Origin of the sequence: Sphingobacterium sp. N143 (genome assembly GCF_030325625.1) — a bacterium.
GTDB lineage: Bacteria > Bacteroidota > Bacteroidia > Sphingobacteriales > Sphingobacteriaceae > Sphingobacterium.
Window position 1 is genome coordinate 91,721 of the sequence record NZ_JACAIS010000006.1, and the last position, 26,150, is coordinate 117,870.

21 protein-coding genes and 1 tRNA gene are annotated in these 26,150 nt (G+C 44.8%); 8 read left to right on the plus strand and 14 right to left on the minus strand.

Going from position 1 to position 26,150, the window contains the following annotated elements:
- Positions 1 to 54: 54 nt before the first annotated feature.
- Both pncB and HX021_RS12905 read left to right on the plus strand, forming a co-directional pair.
- Entirely contained in the window at positions 55 to 1,236 is a 1,182-nt protein-coding gene (gene pncB, locus HX021_RS12900; protein ID WP_286590791.1) for a nicotinate phosphoribosyltransferase, read from the plus strand.
- A complete protein-coding gene (locus tag HX021_RS12905) occupies positions 1,223 to 1,930 on the plus strand; it encodes a class I SAM-dependent methyltransferase (protein ID WP_286590792.1) in 708 nt (235 codons plus the stop codon). The genes pncB and HX021_RS12905 overlap by 14 nt, the downstream gene beginning before the upstream one ends.
- 50 nt (positions 1,931 to 1,980) lie before the next feature.
- On the opposite strand, the gene HX021_RS12910 is transcribed toward HX021_RS12905, so the two are convergent.
- From HX021_RS12910 to HX021_RS12945, 8 genes are all read right to left on the minus strand, one after another.
- Positions 1,981 to 2,880, minus strand: a complete 900-nt coding sequence (locus HX021_RS12910; RefSeq protein ID WP_286590793.1) for a DUF4097 family beta strand repeat-containing protein — start codon at positions 2,878 to 2,880, stop codon at positions 1,981 to 1,983.
- A gap of 101 nt (positions 2,881 to 2,981) precedes the next feature.
- Positions 2,982 to 3,812, minus strand: a complete 831-nt coding sequence (locus tag HX021_RS12915) for a hypothetical protein (protein WP_286590794.1) — start codon at positions 3,810 to 3,812, stop codon at positions 2,982 to 2,984.
- Entirely contained in the window at positions 3,802 to 4,359 is a 558-nt protein-coding gene (locus tag HX021_RS12920) for an RNA polymerase sigma factor (protein ID WP_286590795.1), read from the minus strand. The genes HX021_RS12915 and HX021_RS12920 overlap by 11 nt, the downstream gene beginning before the upstream one ends.
- Positions 4,360 to 4,567: 208 nt before the next feature.
- A complete protein-coding gene (locus HX021_RS12925) occupies positions 4,568 to 5,053 on the minus strand; it encodes a hypothetical protein (protein WP_286590796.1) in 486 nt (161 codons plus the stop codon).
- A gap of 71 nt (positions 5,054 to 5,124) precedes the next feature.
- Positions 5,125 to 6,720: a SusD/RagB family nutrient-binding outer membrane lipoprotein gene (locus HX021_RS12930; protein WP_286590797.1), complete on the minus strand. Its 1,596-nt coding sequence runs from the start codon at positions 6,718 to 6,720 to the stop codon at positions 5,125 to 5,127.
- A gap of 12 nt (positions 6,721 to 6,732) precedes the next feature.
- Positions 6,733 to 10,008 (minus strand): SusC/RagA family TonB-linked outer membrane protein, encoded by a 3,276-nt coding sequence (locus tag HX021_RS12935; protein ID WP_286590798.1) that lies wholly within the window; start codon positions 10,006 to 10,008, stop codon positions 6,733 to 6,735.
- A 168-nt stretch (positions 10,009 to 10,176) separates the two neighbouring features.
- Positions 10,177 to 11,280: a FecR family protein gene (locus HX021_RS12940; RefSeq protein WP_286590799.1), complete on the minus strand. Its 1,104-nt coding sequence runs from the start codon at positions 11,278 to 11,280 to the stop codon at positions 10,177 to 10,179.
- A 186-nt stretch (positions 11,281 to 11,466) separates the two neighbouring features.
- Positions 11,467 to 12,024: an RNA polymerase sigma factor gene (locus tag HX021_RS12945; RefSeq protein WP_286590800.1), complete on the minus strand. Its 558-nt coding sequence runs from the start codon at positions 12,022 to 12,024 to the stop codon at positions 11,467 to 11,469.
- 374 nt (positions 12,025 to 12,398) lie between these two features.
- Here HX021_RS12945 and HX021_RS12950 point away from each other — a divergent pair, with 374 nt between their 5' ends.
- From HX021_RS12950 to HX021_RS12960, 3 genes are all read left to right on the plus strand, one after another.
- Complete coding sequence (locus HX021_RS12950; protein WP_286590801.1) at positions 12,399 to 12,917, plus strand: NADPH-dependent FMN reductase; 519 nt, start codon at positions 12,399 to 12,401, stop codon at positions 12,915 to 12,917.
- A gap of 70 nt (positions 12,918 to 12,987) precedes the next feature.
- Complete coding sequence (locus tag HX021_RS12955; RefSeq protein ID WP_286590802.1) at positions 12,988 to 13,209, plus strand: VF530 family protein; 222 nt, start codon at positions 12,988 to 12,990, stop codon at positions 13,207 to 13,209.
- A gap of 55 nt (positions 13,210 to 13,264) precedes the next feature.
- Complete coding sequence (locus HX021_RS12960) at positions 13,265 to 13,717, plus strand: KTSC domain-containing protein (protein WP_286590803.1); 453 nt, start codon at positions 13,265 to 13,267, stop codon at positions 13,715 to 13,717.
- 116 nt (positions 13,718 to 13,833) lie between these two features.
- On the opposite strand, the gene HX021_RS12965 is transcribed toward HX021_RS12960, so the two are convergent.
- Genes HX021_RS12965 through HX021_RS12975 form a run of 3 tightly spaced genes read right to left on the minus strand, consistent with a single transcriptional unit; the run spans position 13,834 to position 17,206 of the window.
- Positions 13,834 to 15,525, minus strand: coding sequence for a peptidase associated/transthyretin-like domain-containing protein (locus HX021_RS12965; RefSeq protein ID WP_286590804.1), 1,692 nt, complete (start codon positions 15,523 to 15,525; stop codon positions 13,834 to 13,836).
- Between the two features lie 35 nt (positions 15,526 to 15,560).
- Positions 15,561 to 16,676: a FecR family protein gene (locus HX021_RS12970; RefSeq protein ID WP_286590805.1), complete on the minus strand. Its 1,116-nt coding sequence runs from the start codon at positions 16,674 to 16,676 to the stop codon at positions 15,561 to 15,563.
- Positions 16,673 to 17,206: an RNA polymerase sigma-70 factor gene (locus HX021_RS12975; protein ID WP_286590806.1), complete on the minus strand. Its 534-nt coding sequence runs from the start codon at positions 17,204 to 17,206 to the stop codon at positions 16,673 to 16,675. The genes HX021_RS12970 and HX021_RS12975 overlap by 4 nt, the downstream gene beginning before the upstream one ends.
- 113 nt (positions 17,207 to 17,319) lie before the next feature.
- On the opposite strand from HX021_RS12975, the gene HX021_RS12980 reads away from it, so the two are divergent.
- The 3 genes from HX021_RS12980 (at position 17,320) to HX021_RS12990 (ending at position 18,447) form a co-directional block, all read left to right on the plus strand.
- The gene (locus HX021_RS12980; protein WP_286590807.1) at positions 17,320 to 17,472 is read left to right on the plus strand and encodes a hypothetical protein; all 153 of its coding nucleotides are present in this window, start codon (positions 17,320 to 17,322) and stop codon (positions 17,470 to 17,472) included.
- 113 nt (positions 17,473 to 17,585) lie between these two features.
- Complete coding sequence (locus HX021_RS12985) at positions 17,586 to 18,149, plus strand: porin family protein (protein ID WP_286590810.1); 564 nt, start codon at positions 17,586 to 17,588, stop codon at positions 18,147 to 18,149.
- 224 nt (positions 18,150 to 18,373) lie between these two features.
- Positions 18,374 to 18,447 (plus strand) — tRNA-Pro (locus HX021_RS12990).
- A gap of 114 nt (positions 18,448 to 18,561) precedes the next feature.
- Here the strand turns inward: HX021_RS12990 and HX021_RS12995 are convergent.
- The 3 genes from HX021_RS12995 to HX021_RS13005 are packed head-to-tail and all read right to left on the minus strand — an operon-like array spanning position 18,562 to position 26,142.
- Positions 18,562 to 21,594 carry a DUF5107 domain-containing protein gene (locus HX021_RS12995; protein WP_286590811.1) on the minus strand — a complete coding sequence of 1,011 codons (3,033 nt, stop codon included), beginning with the start codon at positions 21,592 to 21,594 and terminating at the stop codon, positions 18,562 to 18,564.
- A 25-nt stretch (positions 21,595 to 21,619) separates the two neighbouring features.
- Positions 21,620 to 24,625 (minus strand): glycoside hydrolase domain-containing protein, encoded by a 3,006-nt coding sequence (locus HX021_RS13000; protein WP_286590812.1) that lies wholly within the window; start codon positions 24,623 to 24,625, stop codon positions 21,620 to 21,622.
- Positions 24,626 to 24,654: 29 nt separating this feature from the next.
- The gene (locus HX021_RS13005) at positions 24,655 to 26,142 is read right to left on the minus strand and encodes an aryl-sulfate sulfotransferase (RefSeq protein ID WP_286590813.1); all 1,488 of its coding nucleotides are present in this window, start codon (positions 26,140 to 26,142) and stop codon (positions 24,655 to 24,657) included.
- Positions 26,143 to 26,150: the final 8 nt, after the last annotated feature.

A 26,150-nucleotide genomic window follows, 5' to 3' on the forward strand; every position in this document is an offset into this window, starting at 1 on the left:
CTAACGATGTTAATTAGTAAATTTACGGCTTCAAACAAAAACAGATCAATAAAGATGGCTGCATTAACCTCTATATTAGACAATGATTTCTATAAGTTTACCATGCAACACGCCGTGGTCAAGCTATTTCCCAAAGCAAAGGCTCGCTATCACTTTATCAATCGGGGGCACCACAAATTTCCTCCAGGTTTCGACAGCTTACTCAAAGAAGCCGTTCATGCAATGGCTGACTTGCGGCTCACAAAAGCTGAAAAAGCCTTCTTTGCGAAAACCTGTCCTTATATAGACCCTACTTATTTTGACTTCCTTCAGGGTTACCGCTATGATCCCGATGAAGTCAAAATCACCCAAGATGGTCCTGATCTGGAAGTCATCATCGAGGGCTATTGGTACCGGACCATCCTATGGGAGGTGCCCTTGATGTCGCTCATCTGTGAACTGTTTTATGAATCACAGGGATTGCACCGCGCTTCCGATGCGGAAGTGATCGCCACAGCCAAAGACAAAATCGAGAAATATAAAAAACTACACATCACCATCGCCGATTTTGGTACCCGCAGGCGCCATTCCTATGAGGTTCATGATCTTGTCGTCCGTACCCTAAAACAGTATGGTGAACGCTCCTTTATCGGGTCCAGCAACATGCATCTGGCCATGAAATACGAGACCAAACCCATTGGTACACATGCGCACGAATGGTTTATGTTTCATGCCGCCAAATATGGCTATAAAATGGCCAATCTCCTAGGCCTGGAACACTGGTCGGACGTATATCGCGGGGATCTCGGTATTGCCTTATCTGATACCTATACCACAGAGGTCTTCTTCCAGCAGTTTGATAAAAAGCTGACCAAGCTTTTTGATGGTGTTCGCCACGATAGTGGCGACCCCCTGGAATTCACCGATAAGGTCATTGCGCACTACAAGAAAAATGGCATAGATCCACTTTCAAAGACCATTATATTCTCCGATGGACTCGATTACCAAAAAGTCGAACGAATAGCCAACTATTGTGAAGGAAAGATCTTGCATTCTTTCGGAGTAGGTACCAATTTCACCAACGACGTAGGACTCAAACCCATGAACATCGTGATCAAAATGACCGATGCCCTGCCCGAAGATGATCAATGGACTCCTGTCATCAAACTATCCGATGAACCCATGAAACATACCGGTGATGAAGATTCCATCTATATCGCAAAAAAAGTATTAATGATCGACGATGACAATGCATAGAGACGTATATGGAGAAGCGCTGGATGATTATTTCATCCATCAGGAAGAAAAATTCCCTTTAGTACTTCACAGCAGCTATGGAGACCAGGATGAGATGCCCGTTGAGATTTTTTTTAGAGATGCAGCAGATTTTCCCGAACTGGAATTCATAGGGCTCTCGCTCTGCGATGGCCGTGTACTCGATGTCGGAGCTGGTGTCGGCAGCCATAGCCTTTATCTTCAGGAGAAAGGTTTTACCGTCGATGCCTTAGAAATATCCCAGACCGCCTGCCATATCATGCAGCAACGGGGTGTACAACAGGTCATCTGTGCCGATTTCTACCAATATCAAGGTCAGCATTATGACACTCTCTTATTTCTCATGAATGGTATAGGCATCGCTGGCGATATCGACGGATTCAAAAAATTGCTTGAGCATAGCAAATCGCTACTAACCGAAAAAGGACAGCTGATTTTTGATTCCTCCGACATCAGCTACCTTTACCAGGATTATAATATCAAAAAACCCGCTCATTATTTTGGAGAAATCCAATATCAATATGAATACAAAGGTCAGCGGGGCAATCTTTTTAAATGGCTTTATTTGGATCAAAACCTATTGATCAAGATGGCGCATGAGATGGGCTGGGTGGTCCAGATCTTATATGAAGATGAAAACGACCAATACCTTGTTCGTATGGAGTTAAAAAAATAGCCTGTTTAAAAACAGGCTATTTTTTTAACTCCATCTCGTTGGCTCCCTATCTAATTCTGAGCCCTGATATAGATATCGCCCATGGATGTTTTCAAGATCACATCCTGTCCACCACCATTCATCTTTCCTTTTACCGCATTCGACATAGACATCGATTGAGGGGCTTCAGTTGTTTTATCAAACTGAAACTCATCAGCCGCATAAATATTTCCCATGGATGATCTGATATCTACATTTGCACTGAATTTTTTAGGGAAAGTAACATCCACAGCCCCCATTGCTGCGATCAGTGAAATCGGTCCCTTAACCGGTTGTGCAAATTTTGCCGTGACATCGCCTTGGGAGACTTTGACATTGATCGGGCCGGTGATGTTCACCAGGTTTACATTCCCCATGGTATTAGCCACCTCCACTTCAGCCCGGATATCTTTCAACTCAATTTGCCCACCATTGAACATCGCTCCACGGCCGCCTTTTACTGTAAGCGGAAGATCATATGGAACCTTGATATGAATTGAATCTTCCAAAGGCATTCCCACCATGCTGATTTCTGTTACACCAGCATTTGTCTCCATATGCATACCGATCCCCGAATTATCCGAGAGCCCCGATCCATTGATGACACGCAGGCCTTTTGCACGATCATTTTCAGCTTGGTCCTCCACTTTAGCCGTGATCAGCACCTCCTTTCCCCTGTAGCCTTCGATATAGACATTATCCAGTTTTAACAACAGTTTTTTGCCCAGGTTAGGCACTTTGATCTCTTTCCAGCTTTTTGGACCGTCTTTACGTATTCCTGGAAAATTAAACCCATTCAGCACTTTGGCTTTTGCTGGGCTCCCCGGAGCCTTTGGCTCAGGTATCCCCCCTTCATGTTCTTTTATTTGGGCCTGCAGTGCATTTGCAACAATCAGTGCCACCCCAATCATCATTATCCTTATCATTTTCATAGCTAAATATTATTTATAAATACCGATTTCCATTGTTATCGATGCATTCGGCACACTCAATTTGCTTATTTCATTTTCTTAACCGACCATGCAATATCCTCTTATTGATTAAGCAATACAGCATACGCCCGTTCTTTGACAAAGTCCATGGTCAGTGGATCTTCAACAATCTCATTTAATTTTTCTTTTGTCTCCGCCTTTATGGCAAGCTCGTCACGTTGTGCGATCAGCTGCATAAGTTCAACTTGCAGGGTAGGATCATTCTGCGCGATAAAAAGATCCTGTACTTTTTGCTCGCAGTCTTCCGGAGCCATACCATTTAATAGTGTTTCTATCGCTGCCATCCGCACATTGCTATTCTGATCCGAGGTAGCCGCTTTTTCCAATGCTACTGTTACAGCGTTATTCAATGTTTCCTGTTTTTTGAGTTCAAGGACGGCACTCAACCGGGTACTTGCCGAGCTTGAATCCTGCAGCATCAGCAGGTAATCTATTTTGGCAGGTTCCACAGCTTGGTCCATTGTGGCAGTGCGCCTAGATTTATGTACAGCCGTCCGTTCTACCATAGCCTTTGCATGGCTAGCTGTCTGAATTGACCTGAGCGTATTTTTATTTTCCATCTCCACGGTAGCATCCTGCTGTTGTGTTGTTATCGGCCCCGTCGAATTTTTCCGTACTGTGACCGGACCTATGTCCACCATTTTTCCAGCGCTGTCATGCCCTTCATATTGGTAAAAGGCGACAAAAGCAGCCGTTCCCACCAATACTACAGCAGCAGCAATACTTACCCATTTCCATAACGTTTTCACTTTCTTCACCTGGGGCTGAGGCGCTATCTGTGGTTGGATTTTTTTCCATAAGTCCGCGGCCGGTTCCCTATGATCAAATTCATCCCGATGCGCATTCACAAAATCCTTCAAATTATCCCGCATAATTATACCTTTCCTTCAACTGTTCGTAAATTTTCTTTTTCGCACGATGATACTGGCTCCGCACCGCTACAGCTGTCATGCCCAATGCCTCGGCGACCTCATCGTGACTCATGTCTTCAAAGAGATAAAGATTGATCACCATTTTCGGAATTCCCGTCAATTGATCAATCACCATTTCCAGGTCCGTCAACTGGCACTCCCGCCACTCTTTTTCCAGCAGTTCATCTTCACTGCCATCCTCAATCTCTAAATCGTCTACTGGCGTAAAATACTGTTTATTTTTCCGTAATAGAGAAATTGCTTTATTGACTCCCATCCTACGCAACCAGGCTTCTACACATAGTACAGATTCCCATTTATCCGACCTTGAAAAAAAATCAACAAAAGTCTCCTGCAAAATATCCTCACTCTCCTCCTGATTTGACAAAATCCGGTAGATTGAATTAAAAATCTTCTTTGCATAACGATGGTAGAGCTGTGCAAATCCAGCCTCGTTGCCCGAGCGGCACATCCCCAATAAATCTTTATCGCTAAGTTGATTTTGCACTTCTTTTGCTAATTAAATACTGTTCCTTTTAATGTTTCTACTAAGTAGTCGGCCCCCTACGGAAAATGTTGCAATTTAATTTTATTTTTTTTCACCATCCCTATTAAAGGATACCATTAAAGAATAAAAAACACCCAGGGCTTCCCCCGGGTGTATGCATTTAACAAAATAAATCACCGCTGGTTTTTTCACCAGCAGTGCAGCCTCGCTATTTCACTTTAAGATAGGTTTCAATGATTTCATGTTTTACACCAAGCTCAGGCAGGTTTTCTTCCCCCCGCTGAATGAGTGTATCCCCTTTTATAGTAAGTTCAAAATCAAACTTATTATTTTCCCAGTCCCGCATGGAGCAATATTGTAACCTTTCCTGGTATTTTGTGCCATCAAAAGAATAAGTTCCACCCCCGGCCACAAACAGCGGATCTTTTCCTTTGCCCTTTTCCTTATCATGGTTAAAAAAGGAAAAATGATCCTCATTGAACATTTTGAACATCTCTGTCTTACTCGTATCCGTAAAAGCTATTACCGTGTCTTTTTCCTTGATCGTCTTACTTTCAATGAGTTTATAGGTTCCACTCAATGTACTGTTTTTGACAGCAGTATTATCTTTAGCCTTCTCACTGCTATTTTCACAGGAAAAAAACAGGGCAGCCAATGCTGCTGGCAGCCATAAAATTTGATTTTTTAGGTTCATGCTATTTTATAAAAGGTTTAACGAGTCCAAACTACACAAATTTGGACTCAAATAAAAACATAGGCTGGCGATTATTTATCCCACCAGACGCGGCCTGACAATTTATCACCCCCTGGGACCGCGGCAGAGGCAGCCCGATAATTTTCACCATTTATAGCCGCTTCAGTAGACGGATACGGAAAGCGCCTTGGAATAGTTCCCGACGTCGCATTTCCCGGATAGTTTACAGCCTTCAGCTCCGGATACCCTGTTCTCCGCCAGTTGCTCCAGGTTTCATAAAAATCCATCATCGTAATGGTATGTATCCAGTATTGTGTGTTGATCTGCTTCAGACCTTCGGCAGTACTGAATGGATGTGCGGCCAGGTAAGCATCCGCCTCGGCTTCACTGATGGCCAGAGAAGCATCATATTGATCCAAGAAAGTGATGCCTGCTTTCACCCCCCTTTGGTAATGGTCGGCGGCATTGCCCCCTATCCCCCAGCGCTGTGCAGCTTCCGCCAACAGTAATTCAGACTCCCCAAAGGATAAAATAAAAGTAGCACCCGTTCTTTTAATCATATTGGGATTAGGCGATGAGTAATCCGCAAAAGAGGTGAAGCTGGGGTCGCTGCTAATATTATACAGCGGATTTGATCCCAGGTCCTTACCATTTGGCATCCCTTTTTGTTTGGCAGGATCCGTTACAAAGCCTGCATTTTGATCCTTACTCTTCTCCGATAAATACAATTGCGTGACCGCTACTTTTTTTAACCTTGGATCGTTATTCGATTTCAGATGGTCAATAAAAGTCTTTGACCACTTCACATAATAATTCTCCTGCCCCCCATCTCCCAAAAGCACCTGGCTATTTCTATTCTGTGTCACACGCGAGCCAGCCACATCATGCCATATAATCGCATTATCAGCATTGCTGCTCATCGTTTTTCCGATCACTTTCTGTGCATATTCCTTTGCTTTGGCGGGATCCACTTTCACCAGGCGCATCGCCGTCCGCAGCAATAAAGAGTTTCCAAACTTTCGCCATTTGCCGATATCCCCTTTGTAGATGATATCGCCCGTGATGTTATCACCATCATCTTTTAACGCAGCCGTGGCCGTTTCAATTTCTTTCAACAGATCATTGTAGATATCCGCTTGTTTATCATACTTCGGTTTATAGATTTTATTATAAAAACCCAGCCCCGCTTCCGAATACGGAACGTCCCCATACAGATCTGTCAGCCGAGCAAAGATCAGTGCTTTCCAGATCCTTGCCACCTGATGCAAGTTTGCATATTTGGGCTTATCTTTTGTAAACTCCACGACATCCACAATATTACGGACCTGTTCAATATAGGCGCCGACAGTCCCGTTCCCCCAGTAAGCTGCAGTATAGTTTTCGTTCAGCAGATATTTATCACCCGCCCAATAACTCACCACAGTGGATAGCCCCTGCATCATCGTTGCCGAATAGATCAGATTTCCCCGCCATGTGTCATATGCAAAATCAAAACTTCCCGTATAAAACAGCTGGGCAGAACTAAATGTATAATTGGGATCCCAGGTATCTTTACCATAAGAAATGGGGTCCGTATTTATTTTTTCAAAATCTTTTGTACAGCTGCTCCCCAGCAGTAAGGTTGTGGCCATTAAGCCAACATATAAAGGTTTAATATATCTTTTCATGATTATTTGCAGTTAGAATTTAACACTTAGATTAACACCATAAGTACGCACAGCAGGTACCCCACCTAGCTCCAGTCCCGGAAAAGTGGCATTATAGCTCGATTCCGGATCAATATTGTTCGTTTTCTTCATGATCGTCCACAGGTTGCGCGCAACGGCACTGAGGGTAACGGCCTTAATCCTGTTGTGGAACGTATTGGCCGGAAAGGTATAGCCCACCACGACCTGCCTCAATTTGACAAAGTCAGCACTATTGACAAATAGCTTCGATACATTATTTGCTGTATTGGTATAATAAGTTGCGGCAGTCCGGCCAAGATTCTCCCGCTCCGTCACCGTCTCCTGATGTAACCCAAAGATATAGCCATAATAATCAGTTCCCGAGAAAAGCTTTCCGCCCCATTTACCGTCAATCAGGAAAGAGAAATTCAAGCCTTTATAATTAAATTCATTGTTCCAACCCGCAAACCATTTGTTCATGGCAGACCCATAAGATGTCAGTTCACCACGGTCAGGTGAACCGTCTGCCAATTTTACGATCTCACCGTTGCTATCGTATTTATAGTCAAAAGCCATGATCTGGAAAGCAGGCATTCCCACCTTGTTCATCAAATACCCAACACCCGATCGTGAAGTCGCCACGGTCTGTTCATCCATTCCCTCTGCCAACGAAAGCACTTTATTATCGTTGTAGGATCCATTCAGCGAGGATACCCATTTAAATTGACCTGATTTGACAACTGTAGCCGAAATCAAGGCCTCAAATCCTTTATTCTGCATCTTGCCAGCATTCAGTACAGCTCCCGTATAGCCGCTGGATGAAGGTGTGGTAATAAAGGAGATTTCATCTTTGGACTTCTTATTATACCAGGTCAGATCAAGATTCAGGCGATCATTGAAAAGGCGCAGCTCCGTACCGATTTCCAGTTCTGTCGCTGTGGAGGCTTTTAAGGAAGAGTTTGGAATATTGACATTCGAAATTGTTCCCAGCGGTTGTCCATTGAGTGTTTCACTTCTAAAATTATAGGCCAGTAAGGTTTGGTAAGGATCTGTTGCCTGGCCTACCTGTGCAAAACCTGCCCGAAGCTTACCATAGCTCAACCAAGCAGGCTGCACATATTCTGAGAAAATAAAAGATCCCGAGATTGCAGGATAGACCGAATTCAGCTTATTATCGACCCCAGGTGTCGCCAGGGTAGAAAACCAGTCCGAACGCAGGCTACCTGTTAAATATGCAACATCTTTATAAGCAAGCTCCAATGTACCATAGGTCGATTGGGTCTCCGATTCACTTTCCAGGTACCCTACTGATTTGTTTTTTGCATTCAGGATATTATATACCCCAAATATGGCATAATCCGTCCCCAAATTGGTTGTTTGCTTGATCTTGGTATTCCGGTAGCTGGCCCCAAGGTTGGGTGTCAGCGTATAATCTCCAAGGACAAATGATTTACCGACCAAGATATCCGCATTCACATCCGCAAATTTTGTTTCCTGTTCGGCAATCTTTCCCCCTGGATAATATCCTGTACCCGAAGGCACGACATTCTTATAATGGTCCGCATAACCATCTCGCCCGGCCCTACCCTGGAAAAATAAGCCATTGTCTAAGGTATATTTTGCTGTAACGGACGCGATAGACCGATCCCTATTGGTGTTATTGATAAATTCATTGGCAGCAAACCAAGGATTGGTGGCATATACATTCCCTGAATTATAGAGCACTTCATTGCCATCAGCATCTTTCCATGGTTTCAGGTTATTTACGTTGATGCTGGTAGGCAGAAACATGACATTATAATTTGCGTTCCCGGCCCCATCAGACACCATGGGTCTGTTTTTTACCTGCTCCAAGATCATATTGTAGCGGGCATCAATCGTCAGGCCTTTTAATGGTTCGAATAATCCCACCAGGTTGAAGGACTGTCTTTTCAGGCCCGAATTGGGCACCACGGACCTATTGTTTACATCCGTTCCGGACAAGCGGATGGATCCACCTTCGAATGATTTGTTCAATGCCAGGGTATTTGTCCAGGTTGAGCCCGTTCTATAAAATCGGCTCAGGTTTCCTTGCTGTAGTGAATAAGGCCGTTCTACCCCATCAAATTGCACAACCGGGGAACCGTCTAGCCTGGCCCCCCAGCTTGATCCACCCACCTGTGCAGCCCCAGCTTGGGAGTTTGGTTTTTCACCGTTTGCACCCTGTCCATAAACCGTTTGCCAATCGGTATTGTCTATGATATGTTCGGCGACAAAATTACTGTTAAAATCGATCGAATTTCCTTTTCCGGATTTAGTCGTAATTAAGATCACCCCGGCCTTTGCTCGGGATCCATATAAAGCCGATGCTGCGGCGCCTTTCAAAACGGATATGCTCTCGATATCATCGGGATTAATATTGCTGATGGCATCCCCTAAGTCGGGGGCATTATCCCATTGGCTGCCAGCATTCCCCTTGGTATTGGCATTACCAATACCCACCGGCTTGCTTTCCATAGGTATACCATTGATGACATATAATGGTTGGTTGGTCTGGTTCAAACTGGATATTCCCCGTATGGTTACATTGGATGCGGCTCCTGCACCCCCCGATGTTGAACTGATATCTAGTCCCGCGACTTTTCCGACCAGCGAATTCATCACGTTATTTTCACGGGCGGTGGTCAACGATTCTCCTGCCACCTGTGTGACAGAATATCCCAAAGAGCGTTTTTCTTTTTTCATTCCCAGCGCTGTAACGACAACTTCATTTAACATCCGGTTGTCTTCCAACAGTATAATATCCAGGCTTCCGTCTTTGGTTACGGGAATTTCCTGAGAAGTATAGCCGGCAAAAGAGACAATGAGCGTATTGCCCGTCGCGGCATCAATTGTAAACCGGCCACTGATATCTGTTGCCCTACCCACGGCAGTGCCTTTCACACGCACACTTGCCCCCGCCAGTGGATTTCCTTTATCATCCGTTACGGTACCCTTGACAGCCACTTGCTGCTGCTGGCTCACCACCACAAGTCCTGCTTGAGAAACAGAATAAATCAATCCATTTTTATTAAAAAGCTTGGTCAATACATCCAATACCTTGGTATTATTGACATTGACCGACACCTCTTTATTTAAATTTTCATTTGTCGAATTATAGACAAAATAATAATCGCTTTGCTCTTCGATCATCTTAAGTACCCTGCTCAGTTTTGTTTTTTTGACATCAAGGGTAACTTTTTGTTGGGAAAATACATGGGCTGAAACATTCATTACAGCACAAGTCGTCATAATTAAGGCTAGTTTCATCCGGATAATGAATCTAAAATGCACAATATATCCATTGCGCATTTGCAATAAGCAATTTTTAATCATATTTTAGTGTTGGTTAAAATTAATATTGAGCAGCACGTCCCAATGTTGCTGCTTTTGGTTAATCATTTTTTCAATGAAGGATGGTGTTGGTCCACCATCCTTTTACTTTTCAGATATAGTTATTTTTTTTCCATATACTTCAAATTTAAATGGTTCCACTTTCTGTAAGGCACGCAATACCTCGCTAATCGTTTCCTTGCTAAAAGTTGCTGTAAACCGGTATTGTTTCAGCTGTTCGCCCCGCAGCTGGATATCGACATCATACCAACGTTCCAGTGTGCGGCGCAATGACTCGAAATCTTGGTCCACGATCTCCAGTCTATTTTCTTTCCATGCAATATCCGGTATTTCAGCAATATTCGATTCTGCCAGGGCTATATTCTCAATGGCAATTTCTCGGATCGGTAATGTATTGATAACAGGCTTATCTGTTTTAGGATGGCTTATTGCAGCTCCTTCCAGGCTTTTAAAAACCGTAATTTTTTGATTTGGTTTGATGACGACCGAGTTTTCCTGCTGTCCTTTACTCTTCATCTCTATAGATCCTTCCACCAGCAGAGCCTCCGCAGTGGGCTCCTCACTATAGCTCTTCACATTGAATGTTGTCCCCAACACCCTAATATCAAAGTCGGGAGCCTGTACGATAAATGGTTTTTCCTTATTTTTAGCCACCTGAAAATAGCCCTCCCCCATCAGTCTCACCTGACGCGATTCAGCATTAAAGTCGGCAGATATTTCCAGTTTACTGGCCGAATTTAAAGTGACGATACTCCCATCCACCAATTCAACCGTCTTTTTCTCGCCCTTTTTTGTTTGGTAGACCAGCCCAACAGCCTTAATCGACTGCGTGGGGATCTCCTTGACTGGGCGGTTATAATACCATATTCCCGCCGCCACCATGGCCACAAACATCGCCGCAATGCCGGCCCATCTTGCCCAGCGGATAGGATATGAGGGCACAGATTCAGCCGCAGTATCTTGCAGTTTCATCTTCAGCTGTTCCAGTTGTGTATTGACCGCCTTGCGGTTGCCAACCAATAATTGATAAACACGCTTGGCTTGATGAATCATCACAGCCTGTTCGGGATGGTTTAAACAGTACTGTTGCCAATAGAGTATACAGTTTTTATCTTCACCAGAACAATATTTCTGAAAGCTATCATCAATCAAAAAATCTTCTAACTGTTTATAATCTTTTTGGCTCATTCGAATGGGTATTTACACTATAGTGCCCACAAATGGTTCTTTTTCCTAAGAAAAAATAAAAAAAACATGCAAAACACTGAAAAACAATGGATTTATTTTCATTCAAATAATCCAAAACATCAAGTTTTCATTCATTTTTTAGGCCTAAAGCGTACCGGAGAAGTACAGTTTCTGACGAAATTGACACTACATATCTTTTAGCTCTTCCCTTAAGATTTTTAGCGCATCGTACAGCGTATTGTAAGCCGTCTTAACCGACATGTGGGTGATATCGGAAATCTGTTCATAGGAGTATCCTTCAAAAAATTTAAGATTGACCAATTGCTTTTGTCGGAAAGACAATTTCCCCAAGGCTTCTTTCAGACGGGTCTGGATAATCTCATTGGTCTGTACTTTGATGATAAATTCTTCATAGGACATTTCGATCCAATCATCCTCAGCTTTAACATGCTGTAAGGCTGTATTGATTTTATGCTGTTTCTCGATCAGGCGTAGGATGCGGCGTTTTAAAAAGGTAATCAGATAAGCCTTTACATGTTCAACACGTTCGAGCTGCTCCCTTCTTTCCCAGATCTTGACAAAGACTTGGTCCGTGGCTTCGCTCGCCAGGTCGGTATCGCCACAGGTTCGGATTCCAAAATTTACAAGCTCCTGGTAGAGTGCCGCATAGAGGTCAAAGAAAGCCGTCTCGTCTCCTGTACGAATACGCTCCCACAATAAGCGGTACCCCATTTTATTTTTCATAACAAAGCATATAATCCGTCTAAGCCAATAATAAGTCTTGCTTTCCAAAAGTATAAACTTAATCCGTAAAAGGAAAAAGTTTTTATCTTTAGGTTATACCCTGTCAATCAAAATTAAGAAACAGCCGTCCTAAGGGGCAGCCATTGCTGACATTTTTTTTTAGATCGGCCGTCCCCTATTGGTGATCACATGATGGCTCTAGGCGCATGCGCATGTCAGTGCATTTTTAGTGGAGCAAGTGTCAAAAAAACAGAAAAAGATATGTAATTTAGCTTTTCGGTATGCAGCATCCTGCGCGGTGCAGATCCCTTGAAGAATTCATCCTTAAAAAAACAGACATCCGGGCTTTCGGGTCCATCACAGTAACAGCGGCTATGAAAACTATTTTTGCTATTATCGGTAGTGCCAGTCAAGATTCGTCCAATCATCAGGTGCTTCGCCATCTCCAACATAAGCTAAGTCCTGAAGTTCACCTCACCGTCTTTGATCGTCTCAAAGAATTGCCCCATTTTGATCCTGAAGAAAGCCGATCACAGCCGCCGATTGAAATTATTGCCCTGCGTCAGGTCATTCAAGATGCCGACCTGGTCTTGATCAGCAGTCCAGAATATATTTTCAGCATACCGAGCGGATTAAAAAACCTGCTGGAATGGTGTGCTGCGACCACCGTGTTCACGGATAAACCAGTCAGCATCATTACCGCCGCTGCGCAGGGCGAAACTGGACACGCGGAATTACAGCGTATTATGCGAGGTTTGGGGGCCCGGCTCCATGCAGAAAGCAACCTTCTTATTCAGGGGGTCAAAGGAAAATTCGATGCAGCGGGAAATATCTGGGATCAACAACTCGACATTCAGCTGGACCAGCTGGCAGAGTACTTAAAAAGCTCCTAAGACACAGTTATTTGCCCCACAACCGTATAAGTCACCGCAATTAACACCAAAAGATTCTTATCTTTACATCATGCAGGAACAGATCAATAATCCTTTACACGGAAAAAGATTAGACGCCATCATTGAGCATTTGGTCGCTTATTATGGATGGGAAGAACTTGGCCGGAGAATATCCATCAGATGCTTCAACGATAACCCCAGCGTCAAATCTTCGCTCACCTTTCTCCGCAAGACACCCTGGGCACGTGAAAAAGTAGAACAGCTGTATATAAAGACCCTACACAAAAAATAAGTTAATTTATGCAGCCGATGCAAATAATCTGATTATTAAGCATACCTTTGCCGCCATGAAAAAAATTGCCGACTACCGTAAGTTGCTAAATGTGGATAAGTCTGTGGATCTCAAAACACTTAAATCCACTTATCGGAACATTATGAAAGCATGCCATCCCGATAAATTTGTCAACGACGAAGCGGGTCGCTTGGCTGCCGAAGAGAAAAGTGTCGCCATGATTGAAGCTTATCATTTTTTGGTCAGCATCTGCCCGGAGACCCTGGAACAACAACTGCCAATATATACCGAGACCATCAGCAATTCTAGTATTCAGGATATTGATTGGAAAGCACAGGTATTGACCGTTACCTTCCACGATGGTAGCCAGTATGAATACTTTGGTGTCCAAAGAAACGACTATATCAAGTTTATCAATGCCGATTCCTTAGGACGTTTTGCCCGGAGGCATGTTTTTCATTCCTATCCTTACCGAAATGTCTTAAAAAGTACCGCAGCGACCAAATAAGCTACTGAGGTACAAAAAGATAAGCGCCCGCTATCCAACGAATAGCAGGCGCTCACCAAATGTTAAATGTTAAAAGCTACTTATAGAACAACCCTGGTGCTCAAATAGTTTGGGTCTTATAATTTTAACATCAGACCGGCCATCCCACCGCCATAAAAGGTATTTCTTGTCCTGTCGCGCCCCCAAGCTTTCCAACGGGTTCCGCCCGTAGAAATAATATTGTCGTCCTTCTCTGCATAGTTAAAACTTGGCGCCACAAATATGGACAAGTTTTTGCCCAGCCTGTAGGCCGGGATCACGCGGAAGGTATATTGATTGTGATCCAATAGTTTAAATTTATCCGTCAGCAGGTTGCGCGTCGCGATCTCGGTTCGCAGGGTAAATGGAGACCGGTTCAACAATATTGCCCCCAGTCCAGCTTCGAATGCATATTTTGCCTGTCTATCGTTGGCTAGGGCCACATTCATCGACAGTATACTATAAAGGACCCGCCCACCCGAACGAAATTGCAGCCCTAGATAACTGTCTTCGTTTATGGCAAGAGATAGGTTCATCTCACCGTTTTTGATCACATTCACCAGGCCGATCGGATAGTCGCTGCTATCTGCAATATTGGCAATCGCCGCCAGCTGGATCCCTTTAACTTTCCTGGCGCTATTGACAATACCTGCCACCTGATTGCCAACAGTTCCACGGCTATGGTTGAATACTCCGGCGATTTGTGTTGCCCGACGCCCTTCCTTGATGGTATTGGCGATTCCGGCGATCTGCATCCCTTTGACCGTATCAGCTTTGTTCCAGACACCTGTCAGCTGCAGGCCATTCACATGGCCAAAAACACGGTTGGATACTCCCGCCATCTGCATACCTTTTACATGGCCGCCTACGGCATTGAATACACCTGCCGCCTGAAAGCCCTGCATATCGTACTGATTGATATTAAACACGCCCCCAAGCTCAAGCCCCTTAACTCCGGCGGTGGCCCCACCAATGATGTTCAGCGAAAATTTATTGACGATCTGAGACCGTATAAAACCGTGTGAACTCAGCCCAGGGGTCATCGAAATTTGATAAGGACTGTATAAAAACATCCCGCCCAGATTCATGCTTTGGATCCGTTGGGCCGGGGAAAGAAATAACCTGCCAAAGAAAGACCGATACAAACCATTATCCTCCTCATAGCCTTCAAAATAACCATATTCACGTTTCTTTTTATCCCCCACCTTTGCCTCGATCGGAAAAATCACCATCACACTGGTATCCCGGAAAGTTTCTTTGCTGACATTCACCGCGATAAGATTGCTTTTTTTCTTTACGTCCAGTTCAAAATAACCATTCTCGTCGGTCAGGGTAGACAGCAAGGCACTACGGTCAAAGATACTGGCATCGGAGACTGGATTGTTGGTTCGAATATTCTTGATATATCCAGTGATGACGGTCTTATGTTTACTGGGTGTCTGTACTTCAACATCCACCGACATACGTTGGGGTGTAAACTGAACAATGATATGTTTTCCAAGTTCTTTAAAACTATATTCTTTTCCCAGTATCCTATCCAAGTAGCCATATAAGGTGCCCCGGTAAGGCCCGGTATGGATCACACTGTCCATCTGTAAAATATTTCCATTGAAGGAGAATAAAACATCCTGCTGTTCTTTCAGCAAGTGAAATACTTCTCCCACGGTTGTATGCGAAAAAGCCGGTAGCCTAACCTCAGCCGCAAGCTTCTGCTGAGCATAGCCTACATGGCAGCAGCACAGCATTAAAAATAGAATATAACTTCTTACGTTCTTTATCAGTGGTATCATGTTAATAACGCTACAATTTGGTTCCGAAAACATAATTATCTTGTTAGATGGATTTCTTTGTCCTTCGCGACAATTTTTAGGGCAAATGTATCCCTCAGCACTTTCAATATTTCAGTCAGGCTGTTTTGTTCAAATGTTGCCGTCAATAAAAGCTTTCGGTCAGCAGGGTGGTCTATTTCAATTTTATAACCATAAGCCCTTTCCAACACTTCGACCACACGTTGTAATGGCGTATTCTCAAACAGAAGCTCCCGGTCCACATAATATTTATAGAATTGATCCTTCACCCGCTTTGTTTCGGCTTTGGTAGTATCCGAATCCCTGATCGTGATCATTTGTTCGGGCCGCAGGAGCACTTCTTTATTGCCATAGTTCACCCGTACAAGCCCTGTGGATACGATCACCTCCGTGGCATTGGACATGCGGCGTACATTGAAGCTCGTGCCCAATACAGTGATCTTACTTTTTCCAGTCTCAATCACAAAAGGATGCTGCTGATCTTTATGGACCTGAAAAAATACTTCTCCCTGCTTCAGGGCTACATTCCTGTATGTACTGGTCCATGCACTGGAATAGGCAAGTTCGGTATTTCTATTGAGTGTCACCACAGATCCATCGGGTAAAGAGTCTTTTCGGACCACATCATGGCTTGACAGAAGCATGGTCTCTCGGTGCGCCCGATCAAACAGGTAAAACCCCAGTGCACAGAGGATCAATACACTCGCTGCTGCCCACCAGTTCCATTGGATCACCTTGGTTTTCTTATTCGGGATATCGGATCGTTCCAATGCCCGCTTATCCCTCATGGCCTTAAAGTCCCCCCAGGCTTTGTCCACGTCCACATCCGGCACCTCCACAGGTTTCGGTAAGCTATCCCATAGTTTTTTCATTTTCAAGTATGCCTCTCTATTATTGGCGTCTTTGTCCAACCACTCCTGTACGATCAGACGTTCCGCTTCGTTTGATTCTCCAACGATATATCTTTCTAACAATTCTTTATTCATAGCATACAGATAAGATTGAAATATCTCTTTCATTTTCAGGTATTCCACCCGATTATTGGCGTCTTTGTCCAACCACTCCTGTACCATCATATTCTCTACTTCATTGGTCCCGCCAATGATATATCTTTCTAACAATTCCTTATTCATAGCATATAGATAAGATAGAAAATAATCAGGGTTAAATAATCCATTAGCTCTGTGCGCAAATGCCGCAGCGCTTTACTCATATGTCCTTCGACGGTTTTTATGGAAAGATCCAATGTCGCTGCGATATCTTTATATTTCATTTCCTGAAAACGGCTCAGTTCAAAGACTGTACGACTTTTTTCGGGCAGTTCAGCCAGTGCAATCTGTAATTTTTTGTCCAGGTCTTTGCTACTTTCATCTACTGCCGGTTCAAAATCCTGCCGATGTTGCCCATAAGACTGATACTTCAGCTTACGCTGCTCTCTCTTGAGCTGGTTCATGCTCTCATTATAGATGGCACGGTACAGATACGCCTTCAGCGAAGTATGGATCTGCTCTTCCCAATCCCGCTCCCAAAGCCTTAAAAACACCTGTTGCACGACCTCCTCGGCCACATCACTATCGCCCAGGTACCTGAACGCATAGCCATGCAATTCTTTGTAGTGCGCTCGAAAAAGCTGCTCGAAATTCTTCTCTTTATTTTCCGACATTGATCAAATCTACCATAGGATTAAACAATCTTCTTTATTACTAAGACAACACAATCCGTCGTTACCCTTATTTATTTTTCACTTTTTTTCTTTTCCCCAAATTCATCTTTCCTGTGGCCTTCGATACCTATACCTATACCTATACCTATACCTATACCTATACCTATACCTATACCTATACCTATACAAAATGCATCGGGCTGCCACCACCATCCCCATCCAACGATTGGTGTATTGTTTTATATAATCAACTGACTATCAGATAATATCTGTTTAAATTATCCCTGTTAAAAATAAAAAATGTTTTTTTTCTAAGGGTATGTGAATGTTCCATTGTCATAAAAGAAAGCGTACAGTATAAACAAAAATAACATTAAACATGAAAGCAACATTCAAAGTGATCCTTTTGGGATTGACATTAGTAGGTCTGGCAAGCAGGACAAAAGCACAGGAGGTAACTTATGGTATACAGGTCGGAAGCAACTATCACATGACCTCTTTTGGCAATAAGTCCGTAAAAGACCACAATGGCAAAGTAGGTGTTTCTATAGCTGGATTTGCCCGTATCGGAGACCGTCTCTTTTTTCAACCAGGTATCGGGGCCAGCCTATTGCGTAAAGAATACAAGTTCGAAAATGTGCAGAAAGCACCTGAATTTTACCAGCTTAACATGCCGCTACAGGTCGGGTACAATTTTTTGGAGAACGGCGATTTTAAGGTGCGAGGAATGCTGGGGCCACAACTGAATTACGATCTAAAGACCGTTAAGTCCAGTGCGCATACAGACTATAAGAAGTTTTCATTTGACGGCCGGGCAGGTGTTGGTGTTGACTTCAGCAACCTGACACTGGATGCCTATTATAGTCATGGATTTACCAGTGTGGACAAGACCCTGGATGCCAAAAATAGAACCATTGGTATTATGGTCGGTTATAAATTTTAATTTTCACCTTCAGCCAACATCGTCCCAGGTCATCCTTAACCGCATGACCTGGGTACCTTAGGGCAACCACCGTTCATTTCAGCATCATGGTCGTCTATTTTTCCGTCAAATGAAAAATAGATTTTATTTTTTGTCAATAATTACTATTTTAGCGCTACCAAAAAATTATTCCAGATAAAGGCCTGGTTGATTACCATCCGATTTCATTACATCAGGGAATAACACGGGATGTAGCGTAGCCCGGTATCGCGCCAGCATGGGGTGCTGGAGGTCGTCGGTTCAAATCCGGCCATCCCGACTTTTACTCAATTCTTATGAAACGATATCCCCTACAAAGCTGATGCTAAGCATCAGCTTTGTAGGGGATATGCCTTTTTTGGGGAAACAAAAAGCATATCCGCCTATCGGTGGATCAGAACATCCGTTGATCTTTTTCAAAATAAATTTTTCGGATCAACTCAGGCCAATATTGTGCCAGTGCATCCTTTCGTACATGCTCCACTAAGCTCTCATTTAATGTTGTAGTCGATAAGGTGCCCCTATTTCCCTGTCCCAGCCTTTCGCTGGCAATTTGTTGGAGAAGCAGTTCATAGCTATTTTTTGTCTTTTTATTCGCCACGATCTTCTTCAACAAGTGCTGCTCCCCTTCCTGATCCGAAGCCTGTTTTTTCAGGTAAGCTGAAAGCCAATCGGCCAACAGTTCGTTTTTCTCCGAATCATAGGGTTCACCAGCCCCCAGGTTTATTGGCCATAGCCGTGATTCCTGCAGCTTTTGGCTTGCTTCAGCATATTTCTTCTGCAGGATATATTGATAAGCCAGCATAAGTTTAGCCTGTACAAAATACCTATGTCCTTCTGTCGCTCCTTCAAATGGAAGTATTTCTACCCCTTGCAGCTCCCGTTCGGCACTGGCATAGTCCCTGTTGAGCAGTAAGGTTCGGATATGGGCCAGCGTCAGGATATAGTTGTCCGGAAATTTCTTATGATAGGCCGTACTGTTCTTGAGGGCACCGGCAAAAGCGGCCTGCTGATTTTGCAGTTCTACCAGATGAAGGCCATAGCGCCATTCATCGGGTGCTACCCTACAGGCCTGCTGCATTTCCTTTACAGCCAGCGGAATATGGTCTACGGCATTCAAGCTAGATTTCAGGGCATAATATGCGGCAAAATCCTGGGGCTCATGCTGTACATTTGCCAATAGCTGCTGTCCCTTTTGTGGCTGGTTTCTGAAGCGGTAGAGCAGGGCCAGCAGATAATCCACCTTCCAGCTTGTGCTCCTTTCCTTCATCCATTGGAATATGGCTTCACTTTCCTCACGGAATGGGAAAACAAAAGCCGCACTGCTGACTTCGGCTTGTGCAATCCATTCCTGGCTGGCTGCGGGGTCCATCCGGGTCAGCCAGGCCAGCCAGCACAGCGTTTCAGGTGTCTGTTTTGCCTGTACGAGCACATCGGCAGCACGTTCATATTCATTCAGATCAGCATACCATACCGCCAGTTCCATGATCTTTTCCGAGGCAAACTCCTGTCTTGAACGAATCTTCTTGTTCGTTTCAAACTGCATAAATGTATTGAAAGGATCATGTTCTGCCAGCACAGCCGCAGGCTCCTGTCCTTTACCCAGGCCATATTTTAGCTGCAGCAGACACTGCAGCTGCAGCGCATCGATATTCAGGCCATTGGCCTGCAAGGACCTGACCGAATAGCCAAATGCCGATTCGTATTGTTTTATCCGATAATAATATTTAGCCAGCTGCAGATAAGCTGCACTCCGCCAGGCAGGGTCCAGTGAAGCCACCTCAAAACCATCCTGAGCATCATTTTCTCTGCCGATTTTCAGGGCCGCCAGCCCATAATAATAGTTTGCTTCTCCCTGATAAGCATCGACAGACAATGCTTGTCGTGCATAGTCATAACATTGCTGATAGTTCATTTTGAACCAAGCCAACTTAGCCTGTTCCAAATATAGGGGAAGGCTAGGCCGCTGCATCAACATCAGTTCTTTCAGTTTCATCTCGGCCAGTTCATACTGCCGAAAACGGATCAGGTCCCGCACTTCAAACAACTTGACCTGGGCCGAATCTGCAGCAACTTCAGGATCTATTTCGGCAGGACGATGGAGCTGTTTTTCAGCAGCTGATAACCTGAGATCAACATAGTCCTTTCCTATTTTGAGATAATAAGGCCGCTGCCCTGTTTTCAGTTCAAAGCCCATCTCTTGCACTTCAGCTACCTGAGCCTGTATAAAACTGCCCTGTAGTATAGCGCCCAAACTGTCAAGGACAAGAATACTGTCTTTTAACCGTCGCTTTGGATCAATATGCAGCAGCAACTTATTCCCCGCCATTTTCGCTTCGATGGCTGCCGATGGCTGAATGGCACTAGGTTTTCCGATCCCCGCAAATGGCAGCCAATACTCAGTCCAGCTGTCACTCTGGTAAGGTGCAAACCCCACCTGCTTAAAGGGAGTGAAGCTGCTCGATACCACATTTTGGTTAAACAGTCTTCCGCTCTGGATCTCGACATACTGTCCACTCTTGTCCGTCAGCAACTTTTCCCATATTTGGCCATCCCCGGCCTGGGACCACAGAAATATTTTCTTCCCTAACTTATCTTCACGCAGGGCATAACGGCCCATACCGTAATCACGGTTTTTATAATACACCCCAAAAGCATTGCTATGTGCCCCCAAAACATGGTATGATTTGGAGCTCCCAAAAGCATTTTCCACATACTTGGACAGGTCCCGTCCCTGCTCATCCATAGGCCAAGGATGAGCATCACCGTCGTGCCCAATATACCGGTTGCCCGGATATAGAAATTGTAGATCATCGCCAGCAGCTACTCCCAGGTTCATCCAGGTATAATAAGGCTGTTCTATCGCTTGGCTATTGGACCAAAAAGAACGCGTTGAAAAATACCCCTTGTCCTTTTCCAGCCGGATCTCCAGCGTCCAGCTGCTGCGGCTCAACAGGTCAAAAGCATGGATAAAGCAACTTGCACTTCCATCTGGGTATTCCCGCAGCAGGTAATCTACCGGTGTTGAAGTATTGGGGGTGTGCCCAATAATACCATAATTTGCTTCAATACCACCACTGGTCCAGGGGCCGCGCATGGCAATATCCCTGAATTTCACCACCCCATTATTGTAAATATAGTCCCGCTTGTTTACCTTATCATAGGCAGACCAGATCTTCCCGCCGATCTCGGGCATTATCTGCACACGGATATAGTCGTTTTCTAATATAACAGCCGTCCATTCCTTTTCAGTGGCCTTACTCGTGAAACCATCGAAACGAAAATAAGGATACAACTTTTGTGCTGCAGCTATGGGATCAGGGTCCGAAAATGGATACGTGACATAACGTTTCTTTATTTCGGTAATCTGTGTTGGATTTTGGGCCATGGCACCGAACATACATGTGCTCAGTGCCCATAGTGCCATACATTTCTTTAATACGCCCATGACATTATTCGATGATGAGGATCATACCTTTATTCTTTACGATAGGGATGGCGTCGCCAATCTGATAGGTTGCTCCCGACTGGAAATCCTTGATGACCGGAGCCGATAATTTAGCCCTCTTTGCATCGATGCCCAGTTGGGCCCAATCTACCGTCAATTGTACCGAGACATCGCTTTCTGCCCAGCTGGCAATCGCCACCATGGCTTTCCCCGCTTTGCTGTATACCGTCGTCAAGACCTTTTCATGGTCGGTTTTCACCGGAACATTTGGCGACCAATAGCCGACCATCTTACTACCTTTGATGCCAAACTCGTCCCAGGCCTTCCACAGACCGGCAGGTGTCAGCTTTTGATAAGGCATCCGATTGGTCATCCCATACAACATGCCCCGCCAGGGATTACCCCCATCCTGAAGCATCTCACCCATCAACCCAAAGGGAATTCCACTCACTTCGGTCAGGAAGAAATCAGGCTGGTTGTTTTCATAATCGAAATACTCGCCAAACCACAACCTGTTGATATAAGGGAAATGCTCCAGGTACAGGTTAGCACTGTTATTGAACCCATCATTCTTATTGTACTGATTGGCAGAATGTAGGTCTATGAGTCCTGGTTTTCCATTCTTGGTCAGCACACGCTTGATCCGCTTCATGGTGACGCGGTCAAAGGCTACATCATCTAAATAGATCCCGTCGATACCAATATGGTCTACCAGCCAGTTCATGCCTTCAACATAATAGTTATGCCACCTGTTCATCCCACTGTTGATGATGGCTGCATCCTTAAACTGAGGGACATACCATGCCGCAATATAATTTTTGCCTACATGTTCCTGCAGCCAGGAGTATCCGCCGCCTTTTCCCGGGGAGAATACTTCAGTACCAAGACTCCGCAGTGGATACAGCTCATATACCCTGTTCGAGACTTCACGCACCGTATTATAAATCTTAACTTTCAATCCTGCTGCATGGGCCTGATCGACATATTGTTTCATTTCACGGGTAGCAATAAAAGGGTAATTGATATAGGGGTTAATTTCATTGCCATGGTGAATATTGATGACATTGGATCCACTGGCCAGCACCGAATCCACTGGTTTGTAGGCATGGTAATAACGTTCATTCCATTGCGCTTCGGTATTTAACGGATGGAAGGGGGTAATCAATACGTTAAAATTATAGTAAAGCACCGCCCCTTTTTTCAGCGTCCTGCTTCCACTGTAATTATTCACCAGGATGGATTTTCCCTTAGGCCCCACATCAATTCCCCCCTTGTTTCCGTTGCCCCAAGATTGGGGCAATACCAATGGCTTCTGGAGGTAAAAATTGGTATTGAGTGGCCGTGAGTAGTGTTCATCACGCAAGGAGAACTGTAAGCCACCATGGACAGCCCCGATCCATCCACCATCCTGATTCTTATTGGCGACATCCCATTTCCAGGTCAGCTGCTCAGGCCGCTTGCCTCCCTTCTGTCCCAACCCCATAAAGTATTCGGCATACTGTGGCCTCATCGGGATATGCATATTGACATCCTTTAGGGCAATATCATTCAGCGCCGTGATTTTGACGACATAATGCAGATAACCATCAAACTCCAGTTTTCCTTCCACATCCATGGAGAGATCCGTGGACCTATTGTTGGCAACCCAGCTATATTCTCCGTCATTTTTTGCTGTAAACTGAACCCCTGAGGCCTTCAGTTGTATCTCCTTTCCATCTGCTCCCCGATAAAAATGAAAATGCATGGGTTCATAGAGCAAGGCATTTGGCTGGCTTGCTATGGATGTCAATTCCGGCGTAAAAAATGTGCTGATCTGCTGAGGCAGCCCCGTCGGGCTTAATTTCACCTCACGCCCCAGGATCTGCAAGGTTGAATCCGCCTTGAGCTTCACTGCAGTATAAGGTGCTATGACCGTATTTTTTTGTGCCAGTGTCGAATTGAGCCAGGGTAGCCGCGTCATCTTCCAGGGCTGATCTGCACCATGATTGTCCAGGATTCCGTCACTGACATGCAGGACAAGCTGCAGCTTCTTTGCGGTACTATTGGCAGGTTTTACCGTTACTGTACCCTTATAAGTTCCGGGATGTATATTTTCCGGAAGCTGGACGCCGCACCAGAGCGCCTGTACCTTATTGGTCTCTACCGCGACCTTCAGTTGCATGGCTTTACCAGTATAATCTGTCCCTTCAGTATTGATACAATTGAAGAGCTCAGCAGCAAGCACTGCACCTTCAGCATCTCTAAGATCCGAAAAGAGCACCTGTACATCATGCAGTGGCTGTTTTGGTGCCCATAGTCCAAGCTGAAAAGCATAGTATTCCCCCGGCTGGGCCGTTCCTTCCAGTTGATCGGAGGGCGCCTGCTTCAGCATCCAGCGCTGTGGAAGCTGCTCCTCCATTTTTATGGGAAACGCACGTAATTCAGGAAATATAAAATAATGTTCCCGGGCATTCCGTTTCAGAAAAGTGCTGACCTCTTCTTGTGTTGCCAGTACCTCCATCGGGTCATTACGGTTATAATGGTCTACGGCATCAAAACGTTCTACCGATACCCCTTTTGAATTACTGCCCCATTTCTTGGGGGCCTGTAAAGGGGCCGCGGTCGAATTTTTCAGATAGATCGCATCCGGATAATTCCTGCTTCGCCCCCCCATTTTATAGGGCAGGTAGTACACATATACGGTCCCTTTTCCCGAAACCGGCTGAAAGCACAGTCCACCAGAGGTACTGTTCATCCAGAGGTAGTGACTAGGTGTCAGCTGCTTATTGCTCGCACTGTCAACAAGAATAACCTGCTGATCGGCCGTTACCCAACGGTTGCGCCAGGGAATAGCCACCTGGACTTCTTTTTGATCTGTATCGAGTTGCAAAACAGCACGGTGATTGCCCAGCTGGTCCGCATCCCATTGTTGGGCTTCGGGCGGATAAGCCAGTTGCGCCCACAGCGTATTCGTCACCAACGATGCCGTCAGCATCAGGGTTATTTTTGTAAAGGTTGTTCTTTTCTTCATCAGAATATAAGTTAACGGACTGTGTCCATTCAATTCATCTTTCGATATTTGCTCCAGCTTTCTTCAGGCACATAAATGGCACGGTAAGGAATAAAATAAGCATTCAATTCCCACAGAACCCTTCCTTCTTTATCGGTTACCAGCACACATCCTGTTTTTGAGCTTGTCTGTAACAAGTTGCCATTGTCCAGTTCATAGACACTGCCCATACGGGCTGTAAACTGCTTTTTGGGCAAGGGTGCCGAATAGGCCAACTTTGCCGTCTTATGCTTTTGGTCCAGCGTAAAAGCTAAAGCACGGGATTGTTTATTTGCCGTGGTACTGTCACGCGGAGAAAAATCACCGTTATCAAAAAGCAGCAGCTCCCCCCTCTTTGTGATATGTGGGGCATGCTGAAAATAGAACAGTTCATCAGTGTCCAATGGATAATCGCCATCCTTTCCGAGTTTCCAAAGAATGTCCCCTGTCTTGGCATCGATCTTCCAGACTTGATTTTCGATCGGTGAGGAGGTCAGGTAATTACTGTCCAGGTCAAAGGAAATTGTATTAAAATGAAACCGGTCATGTTTCAGGCTATCCAGCTTTTTGTCCTTCATGAGGTCCCATTTTTCCCAGGGTGACCATTTTTTCAGTACATTCCCTTTGGTATCCATGGTCAGGATGGCATCCCCCCATAGGGTATCTTTCGGATGGTTAGGTCTATCATCGATCCTAAAATCCCGGACCACCCCTACGATATTATTTTCGGCATCCATCTGCACATCATGATGCATGATAATCCCCTTTTTCTCCAGATCGATCCGGGTGAGTTCCTTTCCGGTGAGATCAATTTCGACAAGCACCGTACCTCCGACAAATCCAATCCTTCCACTCCGCAGGTAATAACTGGCATTGGTAGATTTCTGATTGGGTTGATTCGGTTTATTGAATTCATCCTTACTTGCCGGAGCCAATAAGGCCAGAATCGTTCCTCTCGGTGTGAGCGATGCCAACCGGACCCCCAACTTTTCGTCCTGCCAATACCACCTGATCGTTCCCTTGCCATCGACCATCGCCATATAGCCGGGGTACCCACGGTAACACAATAAGACCAGCCCATTACCCAGCGCTTTTTCATCATGCGGATGATCGGGCTTGATCCAGTCATGCAGCATCCAGGGCGATTGTGGTCTGGTTTTAAAGGACTGCTCCCTGGATTTAATTGGGACAATCCGATCAATAATCACCCTAAATTTATAACTGCTATTAGGCTCCAGGGTCAGCAAATGGAAGGTATGCTGTGTATCAGCTGTCGATAAGGTCGTTTTCTGGACTTCTGTTCCACCTTCTTTCCAATATTCCACATAGGCCTCTTCTGCCCTATTGAGACGCACCTGGATATCCGCATTCAATGGGAGATTGTTTGGTGAGGTCAGCTGGATCGTTTCGATTTCGACCTGGTTTGCATAATAGTGGTAGCCAGCAAAAGCAGCTACCACTATGACAATCAGAGCAACAATTGGTTTCATTGATTTCATCTGTCAAT